This window comes from Acinetobacter sp. FB (assembly GCF_056033405.1).
The window spans coordinates 1112085-1138307 of the sequence record NZ_CM148502.1; the positions used below are offsets into that span (position 1 = coordinate 1112085).

Consider the following 26223-nt stretch of genomic DNA (forward strand, 5'->3'; position numbering starts at 1 on the left):
GGGAAATTACAAAATTCGATTTCAAATTTTGTGGAGTTTTGAGCAATGTCTCATCAATCAGATCTTATTAGCCAAGATATTTTGGCATATTTAAAACAGCACGAAAATAAAGACCTTTTGCGCTTCTTGACTTGTGGTAATGTCGATGATGGTAAGTCAACGCTAATTGGTCGTTTACTTTATGATTCAAAGTTGATCTATGAAGATCAATTGCAAGCAGTAACACGTGACAGTAAAAAAGTGGGAACAACAGGTGATGCACCTGACCTTGCTCTACTTGTCGATGGTTTGCAAGCTGAACGTGAACAGGGGATTACGATTGATGTAGCCTATCGTTATTTCTCAACTGAAAAGCGTAAGTTCATCATTGCAGATACACCAGGACATGAACAATACACACGTAACATGGCAACGGGTGCATCAACAGCTGATCTTGCGATTATTTTGATTGATGCGCGTTATGGTGTGCAAACGCAAACTCGCCGTCATACTTTTATTGCAAGTTTACTTGGTATTAAAAATATCGTTGTAGCGATCAATAAAATGGACTTGGTTGAGTTCTCTGAATCTCGTTTCAACGAAATTCAAGTTGAATATGATGCATTCTTAAGCCAGCTTGGTGAACGCCGTCCAGAGAATATTTTATTTGTACCGATCTCGGCTCTAAATGGCGATAACGTTGTTAATCCATCTGCAAGTACGCCTTGGTACAAGGGTCAAACCTTGATGAGCATTCTTGAGTCAGTGGAAATCAAGCGTGATTCGAACAAAAAAGAATTCCGTTTCCCCGTTCAGTATGTGAATCGTCCAAATCTTAATTTCCGTGGTTTTGCAGGTACGATTGCGCTTGGTGAAATTAACGTTGGTGATGAAATCGTTGCTTTACCTTCAGGTAAAAAATCAACGGTTAAAGAAATTGTCACTTTTGATGGAAATCTTGAACAAGCAATTGCAGGTCAAGCGGTTACTTTAACGTTAAATGATGAAATTGATATTTCACGTGGTAATGTTTTAGTTCGTGCAGGTGAACAACCGCTTATTTCGCGTAGTGTTCGTGCATCTGTCGTATGGATGAATGAACATCCATTGGTGAAAGGTAAACTGTATAACCTTAAAATTGGTACGCAAACTGTTCCTGCAAAAGTCAGTGCGATTAATTATCGTGTCAATGTAAATACACTTGAACATACTCAAGTTGAAGAGCTTGAGTTGAATGCAATTGCAGATCTTGTAATTGAGTTTGATGCTCCAGTGGTATTTGACCAATATCAAGACAGCCGTTATACAGGTTCATTGATCTTTATTGACCGCTTAAGCAACGTTACCGTTGGTGCGGGGATGATTGAAGCAGCAGTAGAATGGACTGCGCATAGCAATCCTGTAACTGCTGAAGATCGTGCGGCACGTTTAGGTCAGAAGCCTGCTGTGATTGGTGTTTCTGCACAGTTAATCGAGAATGCACAAGCTTTAGAAAGCTTATTGATTCAACAAGGTGTAGTTGCGATTGCAAAAGTTGGTTTAACGACTGAGCAAACTGTTTTATTGCGTGAAACAGGTGTAGTGGTTATTACAACAACTGTTGATGGTACAGATACCGATATTAATGCTGAAACAGTTGAAGAAGCAGCTGAAAAAATCGTGGAGTTAGTTCGTCTTTAATAGCTTAGACTGACTTCTAAAAGCCTGCTTATGCAGGCTTTTTTATTTTATAAATTCGAGATTTATATGTTTGAAGGTTCTTGATTCTTCGATTTAATTTAAAATAGTGATAAATATATCGGGCTGATATTTTTTTATTCTGTTTTGAAATGTCTTTTATGAGACAATAGTTCTTTGAATTATTGTCTAAGGACTCCCATGACTGAGCAAACTCCTGAATATTTAAGCGATATCGAAATTTTAGACATTTTACAGTCTATGAAAAAAGATAAGCTTGATGCAGAAGCGAACGAAATCATCCGTAATGGGGGTAAGGCCGGGCGTCAAGAAGCGCACAAGCAAGCTTTGGTTGCACTGAATACAAGTTTTGAAGATAAATTTGTAGAAGCAGTAACACTTGCATTAGGTTTAAATTCTGGACAAGCTAAAAAAATTCGTTATAAGAAAGATCGTATTCGTATTTTGAAAGTGCGAGGTATTGATTATCTCGCGATTGATGGGGCTGAAACAGCTCAAGTTCTGTCTCAGGTTGCTCAAGCAATTGTGCGTGAAGATTCAATAGTGACTCATGATCTGCATAACATCTTTCCATTTTGGAAAGAAGGATGGCCAATGGTTCAGTTCGATAATGCTTATAAAATCCTATCAGAAGACATAGCAATTCATTATCAAGCTACATTAGATCAATTAATTTCACTATATGGTGGAAATTAAATTATCTACGAAATCAAATAAATTATTATAAATAACAAGGATGTTAAATTTATGAGTTTGAATGTAGAGATGCCACATGAGGCATTAGAAGCTTTAAGATCAGGTCAGTTGATTGATGCAATCAAAATTACTCGTGAGAAAACTGGTCTTGGGTTGAAAGAATCCAAAGACTTGGTCGAACGATATTTAAAAGAGCATCCACAAGAGCAAGCACTAATTCAGGAGCAGTTAGCCCAACGCAGTCGTGGCGGAATCCAAATTTTTATTTTGATTTTCATCATATTGGTGATTTTAGTTTGGTTTTTGACCAGATAAATTAAGCCCTTAAAAGGGCTTAATTTTTATGAGTTATTCAGTTGTTGTTGAAGGCGGTTCATTTTCTAAGCTGGGAATAATTTGAGTGACCAGTAATTGATCGATTTTGTAATGGTCAATATCAACTACTTCAAACTTAAAACCCGCATATTCTACTGCATCAGCTGGACGTGGAATTTTGCGTAAACGATACATGATGAAACCAGCAATCGTTTCATAATTTTCATTTTCAGGAAATTCCTCAATTTCCAATACATGTTTCACATCTTCAATTGGGGTGCTACCATCAATCAGCCATGAGTGGTTATCACGCTTAATAATTTGTTGATCTTCTTCCATTGGTGTTACCCAATCACCCATCACAGTAATCATGATGTCGCTGAGAGTAATTACGCCAACCACCAAGGCATATTCATTAATAACGACCGCAAATTTTTCTTTGGTTGAACGGAAGCGATCTAGTAATTCTGAAAGTGTTAATGTGTCTGGAATAATAAGAACAGTACGGATTGTTGATTCATTAAGCTGAAGGAGAGATTGATTGTTTAAGATACGAACCAAAATGTCTTTGGTATCAACATAACCAATGACTTGGTCAATTTGTTCGTTACAGACTAAAAACTTGGAATAGGGATATTCGGCTAATTTCTGGCGAATACTATTCTCATTTTCTTTTAAAGTGAAATAAACCACATTTTCACGCGTGGTCATACTTGATGGTACTGTGCGTTCTTCGAGTTCAAAAACATTCTCAATGAAGTGGTGTTCTTGTTTTTGTAGTACACCAGCTTGAGCTCCTGCATCCATGACAGCAGAAATATCATCAAACGTAATATTGTCATCACGAATGGTATTTACTTTAAATAATCGGAACAACAAGTTTGCAATTGCATTGATTCCCCAAGCTAAAGGCTTACAAATTTTGATAAAAACTTGAATGGGCTCAATAACGCTAATGGAAATTTTTTCTGGAGCGATCATTGCCAAACGTTTTGGCATTAGATCCGCGAACAAAATAAAAAGAGAAGTTACTAAAGTGAAAGATAAAGCAAAACCAATCGTTTCTAGCCAAGGCCCCGCATAAAACTGTTTAAGCATTTCTACAAAAAATGGGCGAAAAGCTGCTTCACCTAAAATACCGCCTAAGATAGCAACAGCATTTAAACCGATTTGTGAGGCTGCGAAAAAGTCCGCAGACTGTTCCTGTAAATCTAAAACTTTTTGTGCTCGAATTTCACCAGATTCAGCCAAAATTTTTAATTTAACTTTTCGAGCACCAGCAAGTGCAATTTCAGTGAGCGAGAGAAAACCTGCCGCAGTTATGAGCAGAATAATGATAATAATATTTTGGAAGAGACTCACACATCACCTGTGGTTCATCGTTTATTATGAATATGTTGTAACATAAAAAAAGAAGAGAGGTAATTGGGTATTACCTCAGTATAACAATTTTGCTTATGAAACAAGCATATTCGTAGAGGAAATCTTATTGTTACAAAGCAATATTTTAGTATTGTGAAAATTGTGAATTATTTAAAAGAAACTCACGATTTTCTTCTTCAATCATTTGGCGTGCAACAAAGAGGATAAGTTGTCTTAACCAACGATGTGCTGGATGATGGTGTAGCAATGGACACCAAGCCATTTTAAGCTCAAACTCTGGAATGTAAAATGGAGGGTCTTTAATAAGAAGACGAGGATTTTGTGCTTGCAAACGTGCCATACGTGTTGGCAATGTTGCAATCAGATCAACATTTTGCGCTAAAAGTGCAGGCATTTGATAGTGGCGAGTAAAAACTGAAATCTTACGACGTTGACCAATTCGTTCCAAAGCTTGGTCAATCCAACCAAGTCCTGCTTGTTTATCTGGATTTACACCAAAGCCAACGCCCATACCTGTTTTAGAAACCCAAATATGTTGAGCATCTAAATAGCTTTTAAGGTTGAGATGGGTTACGGCAGGATGTTTATCATTTAAAATACAGCTAAAACTATCGCGCCATACCAAAACTTGATGGAAGCTTTGTGGGATTTCATTAAAGCGATTAATCGCTAGATCAACTTTGCCTTGCTCCATATCTCGATAAGAGACATCACTTGGAGTTAAGAAGTCCAGTACAACATTTGGCGCTTCAGAACGAAGTGCTTTTACAAGACGAGGTACCAGCGTCGCTTCAGCATAATCGGAAGTCATTATGCGAAAAACGCGGGTACTGGTATAAGGTCTAAATTCGGTGCGTGGTTCGAGAATCATTGACAAATCTGATAATGCATCACGAATACGTGGTTGTAATTCGAGTGCACGCTCAGTTGGTGTCATTCCTTCAGAAGAACGAATGAGCAGAGGGTCGTTAAATAAATTACGTAAGCGACGTAAAATATTACTCATTGCAGGTTGAGTGACACCCAGTTGTTCTGCAGCACGTGTGACATTTTTTTCACGAAGAAGTACATCAAGATAAATTAATAAATTGAGATCAACCCGCTCCAGATTCATAAAAAAAATACCGAAAATAAAATTTTTGAATTGTGATGAATTATGACATAACTAAAGCCGTTTGTGTAACTTAAAACGAGATAAAAGGTATAGCAAATAGTTGAATGGTTTGGTCTTATTAAATTTGAATAAGCTTGTAACAGATTCATTATCATTGGGAAATGATATTCAATATATAAAACACTATAGCCATTTCTGCATTTATTCGCTTTATTCATTCATATGTTTTGGTGTTGGATAGTTGTTTTAAATATATAGAAATAATACGAGTTAGATTGTTTAATGAATAATTTATGATGGATTTTATTTTTTTAAATACTTATATATCAAATATTTGTTTTGATTTTTTAAATATTCTATATCGTTTTATCTGTATATTTCATAAATAAATACTGAAAATTAACCAAGAATATTGGATTAATCTGTTTGCACAGACTAAGCTGTGCAACATGTTGATGAAGTGCTTAAAATCTAGACTATAAAAGCATGGTTTTTTGCGATCATTCGATGCCAATCCCTCTAAAGGAATATATCATGTCTACATATTTAACAGCGATTGATGCAATCCGCGAATTAAAAGCAAAATTCGGCGACACTTGGCGCGATATTAGCCCAGAAGATGCTGCTCGTATGCAAATGCAAAACCGTTTCAAAACTGGTTTAGATATTGCTAAATATACAGCTGCGATTATGCGTCGTGATATGGCTGCTTATGATGCTGACTCTAGCAAATATACTCAATCATTAGGTTGCTGGCACGGTTTCATCGCTCAACAAAAAATGATTGCGAACAAAAAATACTTCGGTACTACTGAACGTCGCTATATCTACCTTTCTGGTTGGATGGTTGCTGCACTTCGTTCAGAATTTGGTCCACTTCCTGACCAATCTATGCACGAAAAAACTTCTGTTCCTGCATTAATCGAAGAAATCTATACTTTCTTACGTCAAGCTGACGCGAAAGAATTAAACGATTTATTCCGCGCTCTTAAAAAAGCTCAAGAAGCTGGTGACACTGCTAAAGCTGCTGAAATCACTGCTCAAATCGATGGTTTCCAAACTCACGTTGTGCCAATTATTGCTGACATCGACGCTGGTTTCGGTAACGAAGAAGCGACTTACTTACTTGCTAAGAAAATGATCGAAGCTGGTGCTTGTGCGCTTCAAATCGAAAACCAAGTATCTGATGCGAAACAATGTGGTCACCAAGCTGGTAAAGTAACTGTTCCGCACGAAGACTTCATCGCTAAAATCCATGCATTACGTTATGCATTCTTAGAAATGGGTCTTGATGACGGTATCATCGTTGCACGTACTGACTCTGAAGGCGCTGACTTGACTCAAAAAATCCCAGTGGTTAAAGAGCCAGGCGACATCGCTTCTCAATACATCAGCTACTTAGAAACAACTGAAATTGACATTGCTGATGCTCAAGAAGATGAAATCTTGATCAAACGTAATGGTAAATTACACCGTCCTAAGCGTTTAGCTTCTGGTTTATATCAGTTCCGTGCTGACACTCAAATTGACCGTGTTGTACTTGACTGTGTATCTAGCCTTCAAAATGGTGCTGACCTTCTTTGGATCGAAACTGCAACTCCAAACGTTGAAGAAATCGCTCACATGGTTAACCGTGTACGTGAAACAGTTCCAAATGCTAAGCTAGTTTATAACAACAGCCCATCATTCAACTGGACTTTAAACTTCCGTCAACAAGCTTACGACCGTTGGGTTGCTGAAGGTAAAGACGTTTCTGCATACGACCGTGCTAAGTTAATGAGCGCTGAGTACGACAACACTGAATTAGCTGCTGATGCTGATGAGAAAGTACGTACATTCCAAGCTGATGCTTCTCGTGAAGCTGGTGTGTTCCATCACTTGATCACACTTCCAACTTACCACACTGCTGCTCTTTCTACTCATGAGCTTGCACAAGGTTACTTCGGTTCTGAAGGTATGTTGGCTTATGTTGCTGGCGTACAACGTAAAGAAATCCGCGGTGGTATCGCTTGTGTTAAACACCAAGCAATGGCTGGTTCTGACATCGGTGATGATCACAAAGAAATCTTCTCTGGTGATAACGCTCTTAAAGCGCACGATGATGCTAAAAACACAATGAACCAATTCGCTGCTCACTAAGCCTCGATTGATTCAAAAAAAACCCTGCTTAAGCAGGGTTTTTTATTTTAATCATAAAAATGCTCGCAACAGCGAGCATTTAAAATTTAAAAAGATTATTCAGCTTCTTTTTTGAGTTGATATTTATCAGCCAAATCACCCGTAATTTCTTTACCATCCATATCTAATGCTTTTAAATAACCCTCAGCAACAAAATATTTACGGCTATCACCAGCTTTATCTAATTCAATAATAGATGAATTTTTGCTATCGAATTGGAAACTACCCTTGCTTTCAAATGGTTTGCCATCACCCTTACCAAGATACGTTTCTTTAATCTCATAAGTTTTATCTGAATTAAGTTCTAGTTCGGTTTTAATACCTTCACAATCTGCACAAGGCAGTATGCCTTTATATGTGCCATTCCAATCTAATGCATTTTCAGCAGTATGTGCAGTATCAGCTACAGTTGCTTCTGATACAGCTTCACTTGTAGCTGGAGTTGGTGTTTGCTCTTCAACTTTTTTATTTTCAGTTTTACTACAAGCGACTAATACAAGAGAAGCTAGAGAAATTGCAATAATTGACTTTTTCATTTGGTATTAAACTCTTTTTTGAAAACATTGCTATTTAAACTATGGGATTTTAAGGAGAAAGGGTAGTGACAGTATGTAAGAGTTATTTAACCTTTGGTAAATCTATAAATGGCAGAATTTAAATTTATTATTTAACCTACTTATTGCAAAGTATTAAAATTTTAGAAAACAGTAAATTTTAAATATAAAAAAGCCTTTATCGTTAGATAAAGGCTTTTTAAATTTTGGAGCGGGAAACGAGACTCGAACTCGCGACCCCAACCTTGGCAAGGTTATGCTCTACCAACTGAGCTATTCCCGCAATAGGTCGCATTATAGAGAGTTTCATTCAACTGTCAACTCTCTATGTTGCTGAGTGTTGAATTAATCAGCACGTCGCCAAATTGTGCCTTGGCGAGTATCTTCTAAAACGACACCTTGATCGAATAAACACTGACGAATGCTATCAGCTTTTGCAAAATCTTTAGCCTTTTTCGCATCAACACGTTGTTGAATAAAATCTTCAATTTCTGTATCAGAGAGATTAAGCGATTCTTGACCAATATCAGACTTTAAAAAATCTTCAACATCATGTTGCACTAGACCAAGAATGTTCGTCAGATAACGTAGCGTTGAATAAAGAACAGTTGCTTGTTCAGCCTGTTCTTCTTTAACCGCACGATTTAATTCTTTATTGATTTCAAATAGTACTGCGATTGCTTCCGCAGTATTAAAGTCATCACGCATTGCACTGTTGAAGCGTTCAACAAGCTCTTGCGCTAAAGTTTCAACTGTTTTTTGACCATAAACTTGCTGATAAGCTTTAAATGAATGATAAAAACGACTTAGTGTGGTCTTTGCTTCTTTTAATGCAACATCAGAGAAATTGACAGGGCTACGATAATGAGATGAGACAATAAAGTAACGAATCACTTCGGGATGGAATTTTTCCATGACATCACGAATGGTAAAGAAGTTGCCTAAAGATTTAGACATTTTCTCGCCATCAACATTGATGAAACCAACATGCATCCAATAATTGACATACTGTTCACCTGTTGATGCTTCACTTTGTGCGATTTCATTTTCATGATGAGGGAACATGAGATCTGAACCACCACCATGAATATCGAAATGATTGCCTAAGCAGCAAGTCGACATTGCAGAGCATTCGATATGCCAACCTGGGCGACCATTGCCCCAAGGTGATGCCCAAGCTGGTTCATTCTCTTTGGCATGTTTCCAAAGAACAAAGTCAAAGGGGTGTTTCTTGTCTACTTCGACATCAACACGCTCTGAAGCACCAGCCTGCATATCATCCAATTTACGACCAGATAAGCGACCATATTTATCAAATTTAGTCACTTCAAAATAGACGTCGCCATTGGCAGCGGGGTATGCAGCGCCTTTATCAACCAGTGTATTGATCATGTTTTGCATCTGATCAATATATTCAGTTGCTTTAGGCGCTTCATCAGGTTCAGCACAGCCTAAGTTAGCTGCATCTTGATTCATTGCATCAATAAAACGTGCTGTGAGTTGTTGGATGCTTTCACTATTTTCATTTGCACGCGCAATGATCTTGTCATCAATGTCGGTAATGTTACGAATATAGCGAACTTTCCAGCCTTGGCTGCGTAAGAAGCGGATGATGTAATCAAATGCAACCATAACTCGAGCGTGTCCGATATGACAATAATCATAAACAGTCATACCACAGACATACATATCGATTTGACCTTCTTTACGTGGGACAAATTCAACTTTCTTACGTTGCTCAGAATTATATAGAACAAAAGGTTGCATAAGGGTTTTCAAACACTCTACAAAAATCGTTATTCATCATAACGTATGCATCATATTTCATAAAGTTATCAGGCGAAAAAAATGGAAGAGTGCTAATCATGATTGGTTCAGTTTAAATCTAATCGATTGTTTCCAAACGGTGTCAGTTTAAAAAATCTATAAAATGAGTACGATTCATATTTATCTATATTGTTTACAGGGAATAATTTAATAATTTAGTTTACAGATTAGTGATAAATTCTATTGAATTTATAGCTACTGTGATTTGCTTAGCGTAAGTTCAATCTCTATTCATTTTCGATGAAAACTACTACATTTAGAAACGTGCATATTTTTAAGTTATGCTAGAATCATTCCCATTCTTTTGATTAAAATCATCTGTCTTCAGATGGATAGCGTATTATTTTGGGTCAAACATATATGTCACAAGTCATAAATTTTCAAAAAAGCGCATTAGAGACCCTGCGAATTGAGCAACAAGCTTTAGAAGTTCTTGCAACACAAATTAATGAAAGTTTTAATCTTGCCTGTGAAATTTTGTTGCAGTGTAAAGGGCGTGTTGTTGTGACGGGTATGGGCAAATCAGGTCATATCGGTCGGAAAATGGCAGCGACATTTGCATCAACTGGAACCCCATCGTTTTTTATGCACCCAGGTGAAGCGGGGCATGGTGACTTAGGTATGTTGGTGCGTGGTGATGTTCTGATTGCCATTTCAAATTCAGGCAAAAGTGATGAAATCATGATGCTCATGCCTTTAATCAAACATCTAGGCGTACCATTAATTACTATCAGTCGTGATGATAAAGGACCAATGCCACAGAATGCTGATGTTGCATTGACATTAGGTGAGGCGGATGAGGCTTGTCCTCTAGGTTTAGCACCAACGTCTAGTACGACTGCAACACTTGTTTTAGGTGATGCATTAGCCGTCGCATTATTGGAAGCACGTGGTTTTACCGCAGATGACTTTGCGCGCTCACACCCTGCGGGTGCATTAGGCAAACGTTTGCTCTTGCATGTAAAGCATTTGATGCATACGGGTGATGAACTCCCTAAAGTTCGACCTGATACGCCAATGAACAAAGTGCTCTATGAAATTTCTGACAAGCGCTTAGGTTTAACTACCATTGTCGATGAAAATGACACATTGTTGGGTATTTTTACGGACGGAGATTTGCGTCGAATGATTGATCATCAACAAGGTTTTGATGTAAATCTACCTGTTGCTGAAGTCATGACCAAAAACCCACTCACTATTTCTCAAGAAGCCCGTGCGGTGGAAGCATTGGAAAAAATGCATGAGAAAAAAATTAACCAATTTGTAGTTGTTGATCATACCAATAAAGTGATTGGTGTGATTAGTATGCATGACCTTATCCAGGCAGGAGTAAATTAAGCCATGGCATCTTATGCTTTACAAGAACAAGCACGTCATTTACAAGCATTAGTGCTTGATGTGGATGGAATCTTAAGCGATGGCTTTGTAACCTTAACAAACTCTGGTGATGAGCTTAAATCATTTGATATTCGTGATGGTTTAGGTATGAAATTGGTTCAACAAGCAGGAATGAAAGTGATTATTATCACTGGACGTAAGAGCAATATTGTTGAAAAAAGAATGACAGATTTAGGCGTTGATCTTATTTTTCAAGGGCGAGAAGATAAAGGTGTGGCATTACGTGAAGCATGTGCTCAGTTAAATATTTTACCTGAAGATTGTTTATATATGGGAGATGACTGGCCTGATTTATCTGCATTTGCGATTGCTGGCATGAGTATTACTGTTCCCAATGGGCATGAAGAAGTTCGTCGTCGTGCAAATTTAGTCACTCAAGCGATGGGTGGACGTGGCGCAGTTCGAGAAGTATGCGATATGCTCTTATTTTCAAAAGGCGTTTACCAAGAGCTACTTGCAAAATATTTAGCTGTACCACATTAATAGTAGCGTGAATTACCCAAAGGTCAGGTAACTCTGTTTATGGATACCAAGGTTTTATATGTTGTCGCTGTTTTGATTGCTGCTTTAAGTGGTGGCTATTATTATTACAGCGGCAAAGCAAAAAAGTTGGATGTTGATTCAGCGAAAAATATGACTTATTCAGCGCAGGGTGTTCACTTAACACAGACTGATGAGCAGGGTAATTTATACATTCGGGCTGAGGTGAAACAGTTGCAGCAAAATATGCAACAAAAAACCTCCCAACTTGATCAATTAAATGCTGTGATGTTCAAGCAGGGTAAGGCTGATGCAACGTTTTATGCAAAACAAGCACAAGGCTATGACGATAATACGAAGATCATATTACAAGGCAATGTCGTTGCAGTTAAATTGTCTGATCAGGGGAAAATGGAGTTTCATACTAATGAACTCACAGGATATCCAAAAACCAGAGAATTAGAGACACAACACCCAGTCACTGTACAAACGCCAAGTTCTGAGTTTGTTAGTCAAGGTCTAAAGGCAAATTTGAATAATGGTCAATATGAATTCTATAAAATTCGAGGAAAGTATGCGCCAAGCTCTTAATTCTAAATTTCGTTTCACTTTCCTAAAACAAGTCACTTGTATTGCCGCTGTAGTATTTTCTTCGGCTTCAAGTTTTGCTTTGCCATCAGACCGTAGCCAACAGTTATCATTGGTTGCTGATCGTGCAACCTATAATGATAAAACGGGTGTAACAACCTATACGGGTAACGTAGTGATCGAGCAAGGCACAATGAAGCTTCAGGCTGATTCTATTATTGCGACATTGAATAGCAAAAAAGAAATACAAACGATTACAGCTAAAGGTCAGTTGGCAAAATTTCAGCAGCAAATAGATGCTAAAAAAGGTTTAGCACGTGGTGAAGCGCAGACCATTGTTTATAATGCCGATACAGGAATTATTACTTTGACTGGTAAGGCGTATCTGTATCAAGATGGTTCTAGTATTCGTGGTAATAGTTTGAAATATAGTATGAACAAAGGTGATGTAGAGGCGCAAGGTTCTTCATCAAATCGAGTTCAAATTATTATTCCGCCATCAAGTTCTAAGAGTTCTCCAGGGGCGCGTGATTAATGGATCAATCAGTGCAGCAATCACAAACTTTATGTATTAAACACCTAGCTAAAAACTATAGTAAACGTTGGGTGGTAAAAGACGTTTCATTTACGATGCAAAGCGGTCAAATTGTCGGTTTACTTGGACCAAATGGTGCAGGTAAAACTACAAGCTTCTATATGGTTGTCGGACTTGTTCGTATGGATAAGGGTGAAATCCATTTAGATAATTTAGATTTATCTGATCTAGCGATGCATGAGCGGGCACGTAAAGGTATTGGATATTTACCGCAAGAGGCATCAATTTTTAGAAAGCTCACAATTTCCGAAAATATCATGGCAATTTTGGAAACGCGTAAAGATCTAAATAAACAGCAAAGACAGCAACGTTTAACTGAATTATTGAATGATTTTAAAATTAATCATATTAAAGACTCGTTAGGAATGAGTGTATCTGGTGGTGAACGTCGTCGTGCTGAAATTGCTCGTGCCTTGGCCGCTGATCCAAAATTTATGCTATTAGATGAACCATTTGCAGGCGTCGATCCAATTTCTGTAGGTGATATTAAAGATATTATCCAGACATTAAAGAGTCGAGGAATTGGTGTTTTAATTACTGATCATAATGTACGAGAAACCTTAGCAATTTGTGAAAAAGCTTATATTGTCAGTGAAGGTTCTGTGATAGCAGAAGGAACTCCGCAAGAAATTTTAGATAATGAGCAAGTACGTAAAGTGTATCTAGGCGATGACTTCGTTGTTTGAATCAAATTCAATCAAGAGAAGAGAGAACCATTTATTGGTTCTTTTTTTATCTAAAATTATTATGAATAATAAATAGATACGTGATTAATGCATTTAAAAATAAAAGGTTTTAATTTTTAGATGATTGATTTTTAATTAATTTTTACTTTTATTTTATGCTGTTGTTTGCGCATTATTACGAAACTATTTTACAAAAAACAAACACTTAAGTGTGTCCGAATTAGCTGAAAGAGCATAGTTTTCTGTTGGAAAAAGTGAGTAGAATGATTGTGCTTTTAAACGATAATAATATGAAAAGAATATGAGCATAAAGAAAGATATAAACGTCAATAGTAGAACATGGAAAATATATGGAGATATTAAGTGGCTATTTTCTATAGCACTTTTATCGGTACCGATTACGCATGCTGAGACACCCAGTGAACAGTACCATACTTTAAAAAATAATTTGTCGCAGCTGTTTGCACCAAAAAGTAGTGAGGAGTTTAAAATTGCGAATATGCAGAGACTAAGCAATTTTTCGTTTAATCCTTCTAGTGTTGAATTACCTGTAGTTGGTGCTAGTCATGCAATTGATACAGTTCCAAGTGCTTTATGGCAAAGCCAGCTGAAGGTTTTAAAAGATGCGGTAAAAGTAGTGGTGCAGAGAAATCCAGAAATTTCCCAAACACTCGCGACCTTAGCAGCACAAAATGCAAATATTGATGTTGCAAAAGCAGGCTATTACCCACAGATTACAGGGGGCGTTAACACTGGTGATTTAACAAAAAAATCAGCTCGTGGACAACAGATCCTTGCATTAAATGCGACACAAATGCTTTTTGACTTTGGAAAAGTGAAATCAGGTGTCAACACGGAACAGGCAAAACTTTCATTAGAACAAGCAAAAGTGCTTATTAAAATTGATGATATTTCATTAGATGTGGCTCAAACGATAATTAATATACAACGTTATCAGAAGCTTATTCAGATTGCGAATCAACAAATTTCTGGAATTCGACGGATTCAAGAAATGGCAAATTTAAGAGCAAATGCAGGAATTAGCAGCCAAGCGGACCCAGTACAAGCACAGTCTTATTTACAGTCTGCTCAGTCTGCTTTAATTGCACAGCAATCTTTACTTGCCCAATACCAACAGCATTTAAATACTTTACTTGGGTTTGATGTGAATAACGTGCAATGGGCGATTCCAGATGATTTGGTTCAACAGTCAGACTTATATTCAGCTCCACAATTTAACATCATTCCTCAAATGATTGCTGCACAAGCAGGAATTGACGTTGCTCGTTCGCAGAAACAGCAAACACAATTAAGTCGATATCCTACATTATCTGTGAAAGGTGAATTGAGCCAGGCTTTGCATGGTCGAAACCCAAATAATGATAAAGAGGGAGGTTTCGATAGTGCCATTATGTTGGAAGCGACCAGCCAGTTTTATCAAGGTGGCGCAACATCCTCACAAATTAAAGCGGCTAGCTTTGCTGAAGAGGCTGCTAAAGCTCAAGTCAATGCAGTCTATCTACAAGTACTTGACCAGATTCGGACGAGTCGGGAACAAATTGAAAATAAACAAAGACAAATGCAAGTTCTCATGAGTCGTCAAGCGACAACCGTGAGAACAAAAGAACTTTATCAAGAGCAATATAAATTAGGTACACGATCACTTGTTGATTTATTAAATGCTGAACAGGCAATTCACGGCGCAAATTCTGAGTTAGAAAGTGCACGTTACGATATTTATAGCAGTATTGCGCAATATATAGCGACCACAGGACGTTCGCGTCAAGCCTACGACTTAAATAATATACAAATTCAGGGGTTTGAAGTTCAGCCATGATGACAAAAATAAATTATCAACCGTGGTTGCAAGCGGTATTAATGATTGCAAAGCATTATCGTATAGAGCCGTCTGAAGAACGTGTACGTTTGCAACTTGATTGGAATCAAAATCAAAATTTAGATGAAATTCTATTATTAATGTGTCGACAAGTTGGTCTTCATTTACGCAAAGTTAAGTTTAGTGATGATGTGGTCAATCCATGGCGTTTGCCCGTGATTGTTGAACTGAATGATGGTCAAGTTGGTGTTATTGATAAGGCTGATACGGAAGGTAACGTCAGTGTTCAATTAAGTGGTGATCAAGGGCTATCACAAAAATTTGCTGTTGGAGCACTTAAACATATTGTCAAAGGTGTTTATATCCTTCGACCAGAAAAATCAGTACCAGATGCACGTATCGATGAATACATTAAGCCTTATGAAGCAAGTTGGTTTTGGTCAATTGTATTACAAGATTGGAAGCGTTATATCGATATAATGTTTGCCTCTCTTATGGCTAATATTCTGGCATTAGCCACCATCATTTTCTCTATGCAAGTATATGATCGAGTGGTTCCATCGCAATCCATTCCAACACTTTGGGTGCTTGCAGGTGGAGTATTTATTGCAGCAATTTTTGAATTTGTTCTCCGTGTTTCGCGTGTTTATTTGTCAGATATTATTGGAAAACGTGCTGACTTACGTGTTTCGGATCGTGTATTTGGGCATGCCTTAAGAATTAAAAATAGTGAGCGTTCCAAGTCAACAGGAACATTTATTTCTCAGATTCGAGAGCTTGAAGGTGTTCGTGATCTCGTGACATCTACTACTATGGGGGCAATTGCTGATTTACCATTCTTCTTTTTATTCTTGGTTATCTTTGCAATTATTGGCGGTAATTTATTTTGGGTGATGCTCATTGTTGTCCCATTGATGATCTTACCTGGCATTTTAGTACAAACTAAATTAGCTCAACTTGCTCAAGAAGGGATGCGTGAATCTTCTATCCGCAATGCAATTTTGGTTGAAGCAGTTCAAGGCATTGAAGATATTAAATTATTACGCGCAGAATCTAGATTTCAAAATCAGTGGAATCATATGAATGAGGTTTCCGCTGATATCAGTATGCAGCAACGTAAAATTGTTGGTGTTCTAACTGCATGGACTCAAAAAATTCAAGGTTTGACTTATGCCGCAGTAATTTTAGTGGGATGTTTTGCGGTGATGGATGGTGAAATGACTACAGGTGCACTTGTTGCTTGTTCAATTTTATCATCACGCATGTTGGCACCTATTTCTCAAATTACGGGTATTTTAGGACGTTTACAACAAGCCAAAGTTGCGAAAAAAAGCCTAGATGAACTCATGCAAAAACCTGTTGATCAAGCTGATCAAGCTCATTTAGTACATAAAGAAGTCTTAAACGGTGAGTATGAACTTAAAAATGTAATGTTCCAATATACTGAAGAAGACCCAAGACCTAGCTTAGCAATTCGCCAATTAAAAATTAAAGCGGGTGAAAAAATTGCGATTTTAGGTCGTAATGGAGCAGGTAAGTCGACATTACTGCAAATTCTCTCGGCGATGCAGTTTCCTACCAATGGCTCGGTTCATTTAGATGGCTTAGATATTAGTTTAATTGATCCAGCTGATGTGCGTCGAGATATGGGATTATTGAACCAAAATGCGCATTTATTCTATGGAACAATTCGTGAGAATTTAACGCTTGGTGCGCCCTTAGCACGTGATGAAGATATTTTAAAAGCCTTAAAAGTTACAGGCGCTTTAAGCTTTGTACAAGAGAAAAAAGAGGGTTTAGATCATTTAGTTTTAGAGGGAGGTGTTGGGTTTTCTGGAGGACAACGACAAGCATTATTATTAGCAAGGTTACTTATTCGTCAACCTAATATTTTACTTTTAGATGAACCTACAGCTGCAATTGATGATGTTGCTGAGAAACAATTGATTGATCATTTAAAAGGTTGGCTTTCTCACCGAACTTTGGTGGTGGCGACTCATCGCCGTGCTGTTTTAGAATTGGTTGATCGTATTATTGTCATGAATGATGGCAAAGTGGTGATGGATGGACCTCGTGAACAAGTATTAAACCAATCTACTTTACAACAAAAACAAGTTAAGCAAGGGGATAATTCATGAGTGAACTAGAACAAGCGAATAGCCGTCCCATGAATGTTACCTATAAAGAACCAAGTTTACCGCGTTCTAGCTTTGTGATATGGATTGTAGGAATTGGTTTACTTGTACTTCTAATTTGGGCGTGGTTGTTTAATTTAGAAGAAGTTTCAACAGGAACAGGTAAAGTCATTCCATCTTCTAAAGAGCAGATCGTTCAATCACTTGAAGGTGGTATCTTAACGAGATTGGATGTTCAAGAAGGGGATATTGTGCAAAAGGGGGAAGTTTTAGCTCAACTTGATCCAACACGTTTTGCTTCGAATGTTGGTGAATCCAAATCACTTCTTGTTTCATCTCAAGCGACAGCAGCGCGGTTGCGTGCAGAAGTGAATGGAACACCTTTGGTTTTTCCTGAAGAAGTTTTAAAAGAACCAAAATTGGTTAGGGAGGAAACCGCACTTTATTACTCTCGACGTGAAAATTTGGAACAGTCGCTAGCTGGTTTTCAACAAGCACTTAAGCTTGTACAACAAGAGTTGATCATGACAGAACCTTTAGTTGCTAAAGGCGCAGCAAGCGAAGTGGAAGTACTAAGATTAAAACGTGAAGCGAATGATTTACAAAATAAAATGAACGATACCCGTAATCAGTATTACGTCAAGGCAAGAGAAGAGTTGTCTAAAGCGAATACGGATACTCAAACACAACAACAAGTGGTTATGGGACGTAGTGATAGTTTACAACGTTCGGTTTTTAAAGCCCCAGTTCGAGGAATTGTAAAAGAAATTGATGTTACGACTTTGGGTGGAGTTATTCCTCAAAATGGTAAATTAATGACGATTGTCCCATTGGAAGATAAGCTATTAATTGAGGCACGTATTTCTCCAAGAGATATTGCATTTATTCGTCCCGGACAAGAAGCATTGGTAAAAATCACAGCTTATGATTATTCAATTTATGGTGGTTTAAAAGGTAAAGTGACAGTGATTTCACCGGATACGATTCGTGATGAAGTGAAGCAGGATCAATTTTATTATCGTGTCTACATTCGCACAGATTCTGATAAACTCAAAAATAAAGCAGGAAAAACCTTTGGTATTACACCAGGTATGGTTGCTACTGTTGATATTCGTACTGGTGAAAAAACAGTGATGGATTATTTATTAAAACCATTCAATAAAGCAAAAGAAGCCTTACGTGAACGTTGATTCTGATTAAACCTAAACCTCGTTTAAAGCGAGGTTTTTTATTGTCGTGTGAAAAGTTATACTCTCTTTTTGGTTTGTATTTATGTTTTATGCCTTTCACTATCGCGAATACGGTTACTTTTGAAGAAGACATTAAAAAAAGTCGTTTCCAAGCGATTGCAGCAATTGTCGAGAATGAGCAGCAAGTTAAAAATTTTCTAGAACACACTAAAGATATTTCAACGACACATCAATGCTGGGCATGGAAAATTGGGCATCATGTTCGGTTTAATGATGATGGCGAACCTTCCGGCACCGCAGGCCGCCCCATTCTTGCCACCATTGAAGGGAATGATTTAACCAATATCATCGTATTGGTCAATCGTTGGTATGGTGGTGTTAAGCTCGGTACAGGTGGTTTGGTCAGAGCGTATGGTGGATGTGCAGGTCAGTGTTTATTGCTCGCTGAAAAAATCGAATTGATTGAGAAAAAACAGATTCGTTTTGCTTGTCTATTTAATGAATGGGCAATTATCCAATATGAATTGATTCAACAACAGATTGAATATCAAGAGAGTTATATTGAAACGGGTGTTCTTATTGAAGCACGATTACAAGTACATCAAATTGAATCTTTAAGAAACAAGCTTCAAGATGTGACACGTGGGCGTGAATCACTGAAAGTGATTGAGGAACAAGAGCATGACAACTGATCCTTTATTAAAATATCGAGAACAGCACAAGCATCGTTTGAATTATATGCCTTGGTTGTACTGGTCACTTAAGCCTAAACATCGAGAGTGGGCTGATGTATGGCAGGCCGAATATCAAGCGTATTTGATGGAAATGGAAACGATAGAAATCGGTAAAAATTGTTTCATTTCACCTTTAGCCCATATTTTTGCTGAGCGTGGTCGCAAGATCAGCATAGGAGATAATACCTTCATTGCAGCTGATTGTACTTTACATGGACCTTTAGAGATTGGTAACGAAGTCGCGATTAATCATCATTGTATTTTAGACGGTGGTCGAGCAGGAATTAAGTTACATGATCAGGTTCGAATAGCAGCTTATAGTCATTTATATGCGTTTGATCATGGAATGGATTTAGACCGACCAATGTACCAACAAGCTGTTACCTCCAAAGGAATTGAGATTGGGCGAGATGTATGGCTAGGGGCTCATGTTGGAATAAAAGATGGCGTGAAAATCGGGCATCATGCGGTTGTGGGGATGAATAGTATGGTCACTAAAAATGTAGAAGATTTTGCAATTGTGGCAGGTAATCCAACTAGATTGATTCGTTATCGTACTGAATAAAATCAATTAAAAGCTCATGAGATTCTATACATAAATTTAACCCACCATACTTTGATCTGTGATAAGTTAAAAATAAGTAGAAGACCTAAGGTATATACCTAAAGAGAGGCGAAAATGAACCGTGTGATTGCATGTATCGATTCTTCACCCTGTATTGATGCTGTTGCTGAAGCTGCAGTTTGGGTTGCTAAGCAAACTCAAAGAGAATTAGTACTGTTGCAAATTCTGGACTATTATCCCGCAAGCTATCATTTAGGTGAAATTAGTGGCGTAATTGGTTTTGAAAGTAATGCGATGTTACTCAAAGAGTTAGCTGAACTTGAGCAAAAGCAAAGCGAGCTTGCACTCGATTATAGTAATAATTTACTCAAGCATATTTCAGAACTTATAGAGAAACAATACGGTTTAATCAGTACCAAGATTCAAGAAAAGGGAGACTTTCTTGAACAGAGTTTTAATATTCTGAAAGAAAATGATGTGGTAATTATTGGCCGTGTGGGTGAACGAGCAGCAGAAAAGAATAAGCCGATTGGTAGCAATGTTGAAAACTTCATACGCGGCGCGAATTGTACAGTGATTACAGTGGGAGAGCATTTTGAACCACCGAAACGTTTTATTTTCGCTTATGAGTATTCACCTACCTGTCAAAAAATGCTGCAACGTATAGCACAAAGTGATTTATTGAAAAAGTTACAATGTCATTTGCTTTATGTCGGTGATCACCCAGAAATGCTGGCAGAGCCAGAAAAATATTTAAAAGATGCGGGTTTAGATGTTATACCAATTTATCGATACGGGGATGTTGCCCAAAATATTCTTGAATATCAACGAGAACATGATATTCAACTCATTGTTTTAGGTGCTTTTAGCCACAGTAAAATTCATCAATTTTTCTTAGGAAGTATTACTACAACGATCTTCCGAAATGCCAATGTTCCCTTACTCGTTGCTAAGTGATTCATTTTATTCCATATAGTTATCCGCAATTACTGTGGATAACTATATGGAAAAGCATTCTAGATAAATATAATGTATTGATATTGAATAAATAATTTTTTTAGATTGTTTTTTGATCTCTATTTTACGATTGCAATTGCAAAACCATCATGCCCTTTAGATCCTACTGTTTGTAAAGCAGTGCAAGAGAGTAGTTGAGGATGATCTTTTAATGCTGAGAATGCTTCACGAATGCCTTCAATACTAGGCTTCTTATTATTCTCATCTAAGATTGCACCTGCACGAATGACGTTATCAAGTACAATAATTGTACCTGAGTGAGAAAGCTTTAAGCTTAATTCAAAGTATTCACGATAACTTTGTTTATCGGCATCAATAAAAATTAGATCAAAGGGTTCATTGCCTTCAGCAATGAGTTGCTTCATAATATCTGCACCACGACCTTTCTTGAGCTCGATATTGGTTGGCATATTGGCAAAATCAATATTTTCCTGAGCAATAATGACGTGAGTATCTCGACCTTCTACCGTGAGTAGATAGCCATCTTCAGGTAATGCTTTTGCAAGCCAAATAGTACTGTAGGCACCAAAAGTTCCTAGTTCCAGTACCCGTTTGCATTGGTTCATCTGAATCAACATTTGCAAAAACATGCCTTGATTAGGCGCAACAGCCAAATGATTAGAAAACCCTTGAGTATCGGTGTTGTCTAATGCATGTTGAAGTCTTGGGTCTGTGGGAATTAAATGTGAATTGATATAGTCATCAATGTCGGTCCACATCTGTTGCATAATCAAGTTTACCTATGAATCTGTTAGCTGCATTTTAAACATTTATGCTTAGAGTGCAATTTGATTACTGAATTAATCACTACCATTGAAATAAAAAAGAGACCGTTTAGATCTCTTCTTGATTTAAATTATTGTTTATTAGAAGTTACACATTGAACTATTGCGGGTGAGGTCTGGCCCCCAAGTTCGATAACCTTGCGTATCTATATGAATTTGACCAGAACTGTACAAGCCGATTCCAAGATTTAAACTCTGCCCATGCTGCATCCAAAATTGGCATAGTTTAAATTTGGTCTGTTCAATATAGGCATAGTCTTGTGGTTGCGGAACTTCAGGCCCGATACGGAAGTCGATTGCTGAATTGAACAAATGCTTAGAAGAACCCGCACCACCTGCACATTGATTTAAAGGTAGATCACGATAAACAGAAGTTACTTCGAAATCAGTTAAAATCTTAGCAGCGATTAAATATTTAAAGACGCGTAAGGTGGAAAGTGAATTATTCCATAGCTCACGATTTGGCACCATATATTCTGAGCGACCACATTTTTGCCAATCTCTAGCGGTACGTAATAATTCAAAACTTGGAATAATATGTGCAACATTATTACGATTTAAGAACTGCTCGTATTCGCGGACGCGCGCGTAATTTTCACCTTGATTGAGCCATTGGCGATAAGAGTTTGGTTCAACTTTATTTGGAATTGGGCGAGTAAAAGTAACTTGTTCTTGAGGGATGTAAATTCTTTTACCTTGATTTTGATTCACTTTAGTGGCTGAACTGACACAACCGACCATCATCACAGGGATGATACAAAATGATAAGAGACCCTGTAATTTATTTCGCATCATAAAAAAGCAGTTCACAATCTATAAGTGATAGATGTATTATTTTAATGCAAAATAACGCACAAATAATGGTGCAATTGCAAAGAAATGTGTGATTCGAGTATAAAAAAAGACCAGTTAATACTGGTCTTTTCTATGATTATTTTTCTAAATATTGCAATTTATTTGGCTTGCCATTCCATTCTTCACGATCTGCAGGTTGTTCACCAATTTGAGTGATGTTATTACCTGCCCATTTTTCAGAGAGTTCAGCATTCAGCTCAATAAACGCTTCTTGACCTTCAGGTAGCTCATCTTCAGAGAAAATCGCATTTGCTGGACATTCAGGTTCACACAATGCACAGTCAATACATTCATCTGGATTGATGACAAGGAAGTTTGGACCTTCATAGAAGCAATCTACAGGGCAAACTTCAACACAGTCTTGATATTTACATTTAATACAGTTTTCTGTGACAACAAAGGTCATGGCGGCAGCTACCTAAAAAATATGGTTTTCATTTTGCATAGCGTATTTTAGGCAAAAAATACCGATAGAAACAATTCCTTTTATTGATATTTATTATTCGTATCAATGAAATGGACTTATTTATATGACTTTTATTGATAATAAGTCTCAATAACCTAATGAATTGTCGAATTTCTCCTTACATTATATGATGCAAAATGAGCGCACAAATATAATTGCGATCTTACAACTAGAGAAATCAGCTCTGACCTAGGGCCAAAGCTGATGATTTAATCTTAATTTTCGAGTGCTTGGCTAGATTTGAATAAGGCTTTGAGTTGATAAAGTTGCTCCAGTGCCTGACGTGGTGTTAGATCATCCACATCAATTTTATCTAACAATTCAAGAGCAGGGGATTGAGCTTCCACTTCAACAATTTTCTCAACAACTTGAGTTTCAATTTCATGCTCAAGCGAACTGAATAAATCATTTTGAACTGTATTTTGCAAATGATGATGTTGTTGCTTTTCAAGAATCTTTAAGCGCTTTTGCGCCTCTTTAATGACGCTAGCTGGAATTCCCGCCAGTTTTGCAACTTGTAAACCGTGGCTTTGACTCGCAGGGCCATGTTGTACCTTGTGCAATAAAATTAAATTGCCATTCAGTTCTTGTGCTGTCACATGATAATTATCAATACCAACTTCACCACCGAGTTCGGTTAACTCAAAGTAGTGTGTTGCAAATAAACATAGACATTTCACACGCTTCGTCAAATCAAGTACACATGCCCAAGCTAAAGAGAGGCCATCATAAGTACTCGTACCACGACCAACTTCATCCATCAAAACCAAAGATTGGCTTGTAGCATGATGTAAAATCTGTGAAGTTTCGGTCATTTCCACCATAAAAGTAGATTTACCAGTCGACAAATCATCCGCAGAACCGATACGGGTAAAGATTCGATCAATTGAACCCAGTTTTGCCGATTTTGCGGGAACGAAACTACCACAGTAAGCAAGTAAACTGATCAATGCAGTCTGACGCATAAATGTCGATTTACCACCCATATTTGGACCCGTAATAATGGCCATACGGTGTTGTGGGTCTAGAGTCGTATCATTCGGTGTAAATGGTGCTTTATTTAAAGCTTCAACAACTGGATGACGACCAGCTTGAATTTTGATGCTGGTTTCAGCCGTAAATTCAGGTCTTGTCCAATTATTTAATCTGGCTTGATGTGCAAAATTTGCCAGTACATCAATATGTGCAATTGCTGCGCTCATCATTTGTAATTGAGCAATATTCTGGCGAAGCTCATCTAATAAGGATTCAAACAAAAGCTTTTCACGGGCAAGCGCGCGTGATTCACTTGAAAGGACTTTATCTTCAAAGCTTTTTAGTTCAGGCGTGATATAACGTTCAGCGTTTTTGAGGGTTTGACGACGTATATAATCGGCTGGTGCTTGCTCTGCTTGGCTACGAGTCAACTCAATATAGTAACCACTGACACGGTTATAACCAATTTTAAGTGTATTGATTCCAGTACGTTGGCGTTCTTTAATTTCTAAATCAATTAAAAATTGACCTGCATGATCGCGAATTTTACGTAATTCATCCAGTTCATCATCATAGCCTTCAGCAATCACATTACCATCGCGTAATAGTACTGGAGGATTTTCAACAATTGCCGCCATTAAATGTTGATGCAGACTTTTGAAATCACCTAATTGATTATCCAACTGATTTAATAATTTAGATTGTTGGTTTTTTAGCACAGGTGCTAAAGCATGCCGTAAAAATGGAATTTGTGCGCATGCTTGACGCAGTTGAACTAAATCGCGTGGACGTGCACTGCCCAAAGCAACACGACTCAGTACTCGTTCAATATCTCCAATCTCTTTCAGTACTAAACGCGCAGGAGACTCATGAAACCCTTTTAATAATTGCTCTGAGGCATCTAAGCGAGCATCTAATATGGCAGTATCACGAATCGGTTGCATAAGCGTTCGACTCAATAAACGACCACCCATTGCGGTTTGGCAGTCATTAATCAGTTGGAATAAAGATGTGCCATGTTCAAATAACGGATCAATAATTTCTAAATTACGACGTGTAATTGGATCAAGTGCAATAAAGTCAGTACTTTGCTCAATTTGAATCGAACGAATATGTGGTAAAGCTGTTTTTTGTGTTTCTTTGGCATAATGAATTAACGCTGCGGCTGCGGCTTTTGCTAAAGGGAGTGGATCTAGACCAAATCCCGATAAAGTTGAAACTGAGAACTGGTCACACAAGGTTTTTTGTGCATTATTTAAATTAAAATCAACATTTGGACGTTTAGTAATTGGGCAGTCTAAATTTTTTTTAATTTGTTCAATAATATTTTGATCAATCAGATCTTCATCAATGAGAATCTCGCTAGGCATTAAACGAGCTAGCTCAATCGCCAATTGTTCTGGCTTATAGTCTTGTTGTTGAACTTTAAAAATACCCGCGCTCAAATCAAGTAATGCAAACCCAATTTGATTTTGTTGAATACATAAAGCAACCAGATTTGAAGACTGATAACTGCTAAGTAATGCATCATCAGTCAAAGTTCCTGGTGTTAGAATACGGACTACTTTACGCTCAACAGGGCCTTTTCCTGTGACTTCCCCAACTTGCTCACAAATTGCAACTGTGCGACCAGATTTAACTAGGCGGGCAAGGTAGCCTTCGGCTGAATGATAAGGTACACCAGCCATTGGAATCGGTTGCCCACTTGCTTTACCACGATGAGTCAGCGTAATGCCGAGTAGTTTGGCTGCTAAATGTGCATCTTCAAAGAATAGCTCATAAAAGTCACCCATACGATAGAACAGCAATGCATGTTGATAGTCGATTTTGACTTTGAGATATTGCTGCATCATAGGTGTGTGAAAAGATAAGTCAGCCATGATTTCAGCGCTGTTCATGCGTATTAAGTCCTTAAATTTTTGAATAAATTAAACTATAGAAAGTCTAATTGTCTAACCAATAGGGAGTCAACTGGATCTCATCTAAGAAAAAGTATACCTTTTATATCCCGAAAATTGAGCCAATAGTGTGTGAGATCTTATTTTAAATCTAGGGGAGCAATTTTAATAAAGAAAAATGAGATCAGAACATAGTGATCACTCTAATCAGTGAGACATTAAACAATGGAAAGATAATTTGTGATGTTGGCAAAAGCGACATTGATGAATATTGC

At 37.6% G+C, this 26223-nt stretch carries 23 protein-coding genes and 1 tRNA gene; 15 read left to right on the plus strand and 9 right to left on the minus strand.

What is annotated here, in order from left to right:
• The first annotated feature begins 45 nt into the window (after nt 1-45).
• The 3 genes from cysN (at nt 46) to AC0JIQ_RS05165 (ending at nt 2688) form a co-directional block, all read left to right on the plus strand.
• Nucleotides 46-1659 (plus strand): sulfate adenylyltransferase subunit CysN, encoded by a 1614-nt coding sequence (gene cysN / locus AC0JIQ_RS05155; protein WP_474202836.1) that lies wholly within the window; start codon nt 46-48, stop codon nt 1657-1659.
• 198 nt (nt 1660-1857) lie between these two features.
• On the plus strand, nt 1858-2373 hold the full coding sequence (locus AC0JIQ_RS05160) for a hypothetical protein (RefSeq protein ID WP_004663047.1): 516 nt from the start codon (nt 1858-1860) through the stop codon (nt 2371-2373).
• Nucleotides 2374-2424: 51 nt separating this feature from the next.
• Nucleotides 2425-2688 carry a ribosomal protein L7/L12 gene (locus AC0JIQ_RS05165; RefSeq protein ID WP_208727899.1) on the plus strand — a complete coding sequence of 88 codons (264 nt, stop codon included), beginning with the start codon at nt 2425-2427 and terminating at the stop codon, nt 2686-2688.
• Nucleotides 2689-2721: 33 nt separating this feature from the next.
• Here AC0JIQ_RS05165 and paeA read toward each other — a convergent pair whose 3' ends face one another.
• Both paeA and AC0JIQ_RS05175 read right to left on the minus strand, forming a co-directional pair.
• Nucleotides 2722-4050, minus strand: a complete 1329-nt coding sequence (gene paeA / locus AC0JIQ_RS05170) for a polyamine export protein PaeA (protein WP_474202837.1) — start codon at nt 4048-4050, stop codon at nt 2722-2724.
• Between the two features lie 145 nt (nt 4051-4195).
• Nucleotides 4196-5185 carry a LysR family transcriptional regulator gene (locus tag AC0JIQ_RS05175; protein ID WP_004663040.1) on the minus strand — a complete coding sequence of 330 codons (990 nt, stop codon included), beginning with the start codon at nt 5183-5185 and terminating at the stop codon, nt 4196-4198.
• A 534-nt stretch (nt 5186-5719) separates the two neighbouring features.
• Here AC0JIQ_RS05175 and AC0JIQ_RS05180 point away from each other — a divergent pair.
• Nucleotides 5720-7324 (plus strand): isocitrate lyase, encoded by a 1605-nt coding sequence (locus tag AC0JIQ_RS05180; RefSeq protein ID WP_346509827.1) that lies wholly within the window; start codon nt 5720-5722, stop codon nt 7322-7324.
• A gap of 95 nt (nt 7325-7419) precedes the next feature.
• Here AC0JIQ_RS05180 and AC0JIQ_RS05185 read toward each other — a convergent pair whose 3' ends face one another.
• The 3 genes from AC0JIQ_RS05185 to cysS form a co-directional block, all read right to left on the minus strand.
• Entirely contained in the window at nt 7420-7899 is a 480-nt protein-coding gene (locus AC0JIQ_RS05185) for a copper resistance protein NlpE (RefSeq protein ID WP_474202838.1), read from the minus strand.
• A gap of 225 nt (nt 7900-8124) precedes the next feature.
• Nucleotides 8125-8200, minus strand: a tRNA-Gly gene (locus tag AC0JIQ_RS05190).
• 62 nt (nt 8201-8262) lie between these two features.
• Nucleotides 8263-9684 (minus strand): cysteine--tRNA ligase, encoded by a 1422-nt coding sequence (cysS, locus tag AC0JIQ_RS05195; RefSeq protein ID WP_474202839.1) that lies wholly within the window; start codon nt 9682-9684, stop codon nt 8263-8265.
• Nucleotides 9685-10104: 420 nt separating this feature from the next.
• Here cysS and AC0JIQ_RS05200 point away from each other — a divergent pair, with 420 nt between their 5' ends.
• From AC0JIQ_RS05200 to AC0JIQ_RS05250, 11 genes are all read left to right on the plus strand, one after another.
• Complete coding sequence (locus AC0JIQ_RS05200; protein WP_474202840.1) at nt 10105-11082, plus strand: KpsF/GutQ family sugar-phosphate isomerase; 978 nt, start codon at nt 10105-10107, stop codon at nt 11080-11082.
• Between the two features lie 3 nt (nt 11083-11085).
• A complete protein-coding gene (locus tag AC0JIQ_RS05205; RefSeq protein WP_046739681.1) occupies nt 11086-11625 on the plus strand; it encodes a KdsC family phosphatase in 540 nt (179 codons plus the stop codon).
• 39 nt (nt 11626-11664) lie between these two features.
• Entirely contained in the window at nt 11665-12213 is a 549-nt protein-coding gene (lptC, locus tag AC0JIQ_RS05210; protein WP_474202841.1) for an LPS export ABC transporter periplasmic protein LptC, read from the plus strand.
• A complete protein-coding gene (lptA, locus tag AC0JIQ_RS05215) occupies nt 12197-12745 on the plus strand; it encodes a lipopolysaccharide transport periplasmic protein LptA (protein ID WP_004663026.1) in 549 nt (182 codons plus the stop codon). Before lptC ends, lptA begins: the two co-directional genes overlap by 17 nt.
• Nucleotides 12745-13491 carry an LPS export ABC transporter ATP-binding protein gene (lptB, locus tag AC0JIQ_RS05220; RefSeq protein ID WP_004663024.1) on the plus strand — a complete coding sequence of 249 codons (747 nt, stop codon included), beginning with the start codon at nt 12745-12747 and terminating at the stop codon, nt 13489-13491. Before lptA ends, lptB begins: the two co-directional genes overlap by 1 nt.
• 301 nt (nt 13492-13792) lie before the next feature.
• Nucleotides 13793-15328 carry a TolC family protein gene (locus AC0JIQ_RS05225; RefSeq protein ID WP_474202842.1) on the plus strand — a complete coding sequence of 512 codons (1536 nt, stop codon included), beginning with the start codon at nt 13793-13795 and terminating at the stop codon, nt 15326-15328.
• Complete coding sequence (locus AC0JIQ_RS05230; protein ID WP_004663020.1) at nt 15325-17466, plus strand: type I secretion system permease/ATPase; 2142 nt, start codon at nt 15325-15327, stop codon at nt 17464-17466. The genes AC0JIQ_RS05225 and AC0JIQ_RS05230 overlap by 4 nt, the downstream gene beginning before the upstream one ends.
• On the plus strand, nt 17463-18653 hold the full coding sequence (locus AC0JIQ_RS05235; RefSeq protein ID WP_314370596.1) for an HlyD family type I secretion periplasmic adaptor subunit: 1191 nt from the start codon (nt 17463-17465) through the stop codon (nt 18651-18653). The genes AC0JIQ_RS05230 and AC0JIQ_RS05235 overlap by 4 nt, the downstream gene beginning before the upstream one ends.
• Nucleotides 18654-18742: 89 nt before the next feature.
• On the plus strand, nt 18743-19345 hold the full coding sequence (locus AC0JIQ_RS05240) for an IMPACT family protein (protein WP_474202843.1): 603 nt from the start codon (nt 18743-18745) through the stop codon (nt 19343-19345).
• Nucleotides 19335-19952, plus strand: coding sequence for an acyltransferase (locus AC0JIQ_RS05245; protein ID WP_474202844.1), 618 nt, complete (start codon nt 19335-19337; stop codon nt 19950-19952). The genes AC0JIQ_RS05240 and AC0JIQ_RS05245 overlap by 11 nt, the downstream gene beginning before the upstream one ends.
• Before the next feature lie 114 nt (nt 19953-20066).
• Nucleotides 20067-20909: a universal stress protein gene (locus AC0JIQ_RS05250; RefSeq protein WP_004663013.1), complete on the plus strand. Its 843-nt coding sequence runs from the start codon at nt 20067-20069 to the stop codon at nt 20907-20909.
• A gap of 119 nt (nt 20910-21028) precedes the next feature.
• Here the strand turns inward: AC0JIQ_RS05250 and AC0JIQ_RS05255 are convergent, their stop codons facing one another.
• The 4 genes from AC0JIQ_RS05255 to mutS all read right to left on the minus strand — a co-directional run bounded on the left by AC0JIQ_RS05255 (nt 21029) and on the right by mutS (nt 25948).
• Nucleotides 21029-21697: an O-methyltransferase gene (locus AC0JIQ_RS05255; RefSeq protein WP_474202845.1), complete on the minus strand. Its 669-nt coding sequence runs from the start codon at nt 21695-21697 to the stop codon at nt 21029-21031.
• Between the two features lie 138 nt (nt 21698-21835).
• Nucleotides 21836-22549, minus strand: coding sequence for a D-Ala-D-Ala carboxypeptidase family metallohydrolase (locus tag AC0JIQ_RS05260; RefSeq protein ID WP_004663009.1), 714 nt, complete (start codon nt 22547-22549; stop codon nt 21836-21838).
• Between the two features lie 136 nt (nt 22550-22685).
• A complete protein-coding gene (fdxA, locus tag AC0JIQ_RS05265; RefSeq protein WP_004663008.1) occupies nt 22686-23015 on the minus strand; it encodes a ferredoxin FdxA in 330 nt (109 codons plus the stop codon).
• 275 nt (nt 23016-23290) lie between these two features.
• Nucleotides 23291-25948 carry a DNA mismatch repair protein MutS gene (mutS, locus tag AC0JIQ_RS05270; protein ID WP_474202846.1) on the minus strand — a complete coding sequence of 886 codons (2658 nt, stop codon included), beginning with the start codon at nt 25946-25948 and terminating at the stop codon, nt 23291-23293.
• Nucleotides 25949-26223: the final 275 nt, after the last annotated feature.

What these genes read in the sequence shown, in the direction of transcription:
- lptC (WP_474202841.1), top strand. Translation starts at nt 11,665, where the DNA reads ATGGATACCAAGGTTTTATATGTTGTCGCTGTTTTGATTGCTGCTTTA.
- AC0JIQ_RS05235 (WP_314370596.1), top strand. Translation starts at nt 17,463, where the DNA reads ATGAGTGAACTAGAACAAGCGAATAGCCGTCCCATGAATGTTACCTAT.
- cysS (WP_474202839.1), bottom strand. Translation starts at nt 9,684, where the DNA reads ATGCAACCTTTTGTTCTATATAATTCTGAGCAACGTAAGAAAGTTGAA.
- AC0JIQ_RS05230 (WP_004663020.1), top strand. Translation starts at nt 15,325, where the DNA reads ATGATGACAAAAATAAATTATCAACCGTGGTTGCAAGCGGTATTAATG.
- AC0JIQ_RS05160 (WP_004663047.1), top strand. Translation starts at nt 1,858, where the DNA reads ATGACTGAGCAAACTCCTGAATATTTAAGCGATATCGAAATTTTAGAC.
- lptA (WP_004663026.1), top strand. Translation starts at nt 12,197, where the DNA reads ATGCGCCAAGCTCTTAATTCTAAATTTCGTTTCACTTTCCTAAAACAA.
- cysN (WP_474202836.1), top strand. Translation starts at nt 46, where the DNA reads ATGTCTCATCAATCAGATCTTATTAGCCAAGATATTTTGGCATATTTA.
- AC0JIQ_RS05250 (WP_004663013.1), top strand. Translation starts at nt 20,067, where the DNA reads ATGAACCGTGTGATTGCATGTATCGATTCTTCACCCTGTATTGATGCT.
- AC0JIQ_RS05245 (WP_474202844.1), top strand. Translation starts at nt 19,335, where the DNA reads ATGACAACTGATCCTTTATTAAAATATCGAGAACAGCACAAGCATCGT.
- mutS (WP_474202846.1), bottom strand. Translation starts at nt 25,948, where the DNA reads ATGAACAGCGCTGAAATCATGGCTGACTTATCTTTTCACACACCTATG.
- fdxA (WP_004663008.1), bottom strand. Translation starts at nt 23,015, where the DNA reads ATGACCTTTGTTGTCACAGAAAACTGTATTAAATGTAAATATCAAGAC.
- AC0JIQ_RS05225 (WP_474202842.1), top strand. Translation starts at nt 13,793, where the DNA reads ATGAGCATAAAGAAAGATATAAACGTCAATAGTAGAACATGGAAAATA.
- AC0JIQ_RS05175 (WP_004663040.1), bottom strand. Translation starts at nt 5,185, where the DNA reads ATGAATCTGGAGCGGGTTGATCTCAATTTATTAATTTATCTTGATGTA.
- AC0JIQ_RS05180 (WP_346509827.1), top strand. Translation starts at nt 5,720, where the DNA reads ATGTCTACATATTTAACAGCGATTGATGCAATCCGCGAATTAAAAGCA.
- AC0JIQ_RS05255 (WP_474202845.1), bottom strand. Translation starts at nt 21,697, where the DNA reads ATGCAACAGATGTGGACCGACATTGATGACTATATCAATTCACATTTA.
- lptB (WP_004663024.1), top strand. Translation starts at nt 12,745, where the DNA reads ATGGATCAATCAGTGCAGCAATCACAAACTTTATGTATTAAACACCTA.
- AC0JIQ_RS05205 (WP_046739681.1), top strand. Translation starts at nt 11,086, where the DNA reads ATGGCATCTTATGCTTTACAAGAACAAGCACGTCATTTACAAGCATTA.
- AC0JIQ_RS05165 (WP_208727899.1), top strand. Translation starts at nt 2,425, where the DNA reads ATGAGTTTGAATGTAGAGATGCCACATGAGGCATTAGAAGCTTTAAGA.
- AC0JIQ_RS05260 (WP_004663009.1), bottom strand. Translation starts at nt 22,549, where the DNA reads ATGATGCGAAATAAATTACAGGGTCTCTTATCATTTTGTATCATCCCT.
- AC0JIQ_RS05240 (WP_474202843.1), top strand. Translation starts at nt 18,743, where the DNA reads ATGCCTTTCACTATCGCGAATACGGTTACTTTTGAAGAAGACATTAAA.
- AC0JIQ_RS05200 (WP_474202840.1), top strand. Translation starts at nt 10,105, where the DNA reads ATGTCACAAGTCATAAATTTTCAAAAAAGCGCATTAGAGACCCTGCGA.
- AC0JIQ_RS05185 (WP_474202838.1), bottom strand. Translation starts at nt 7,899, where the DNA reads ATGAAAAAGTCAATTATTGCAATTTCTCTAGCTTCTCTTGTATTAGTC.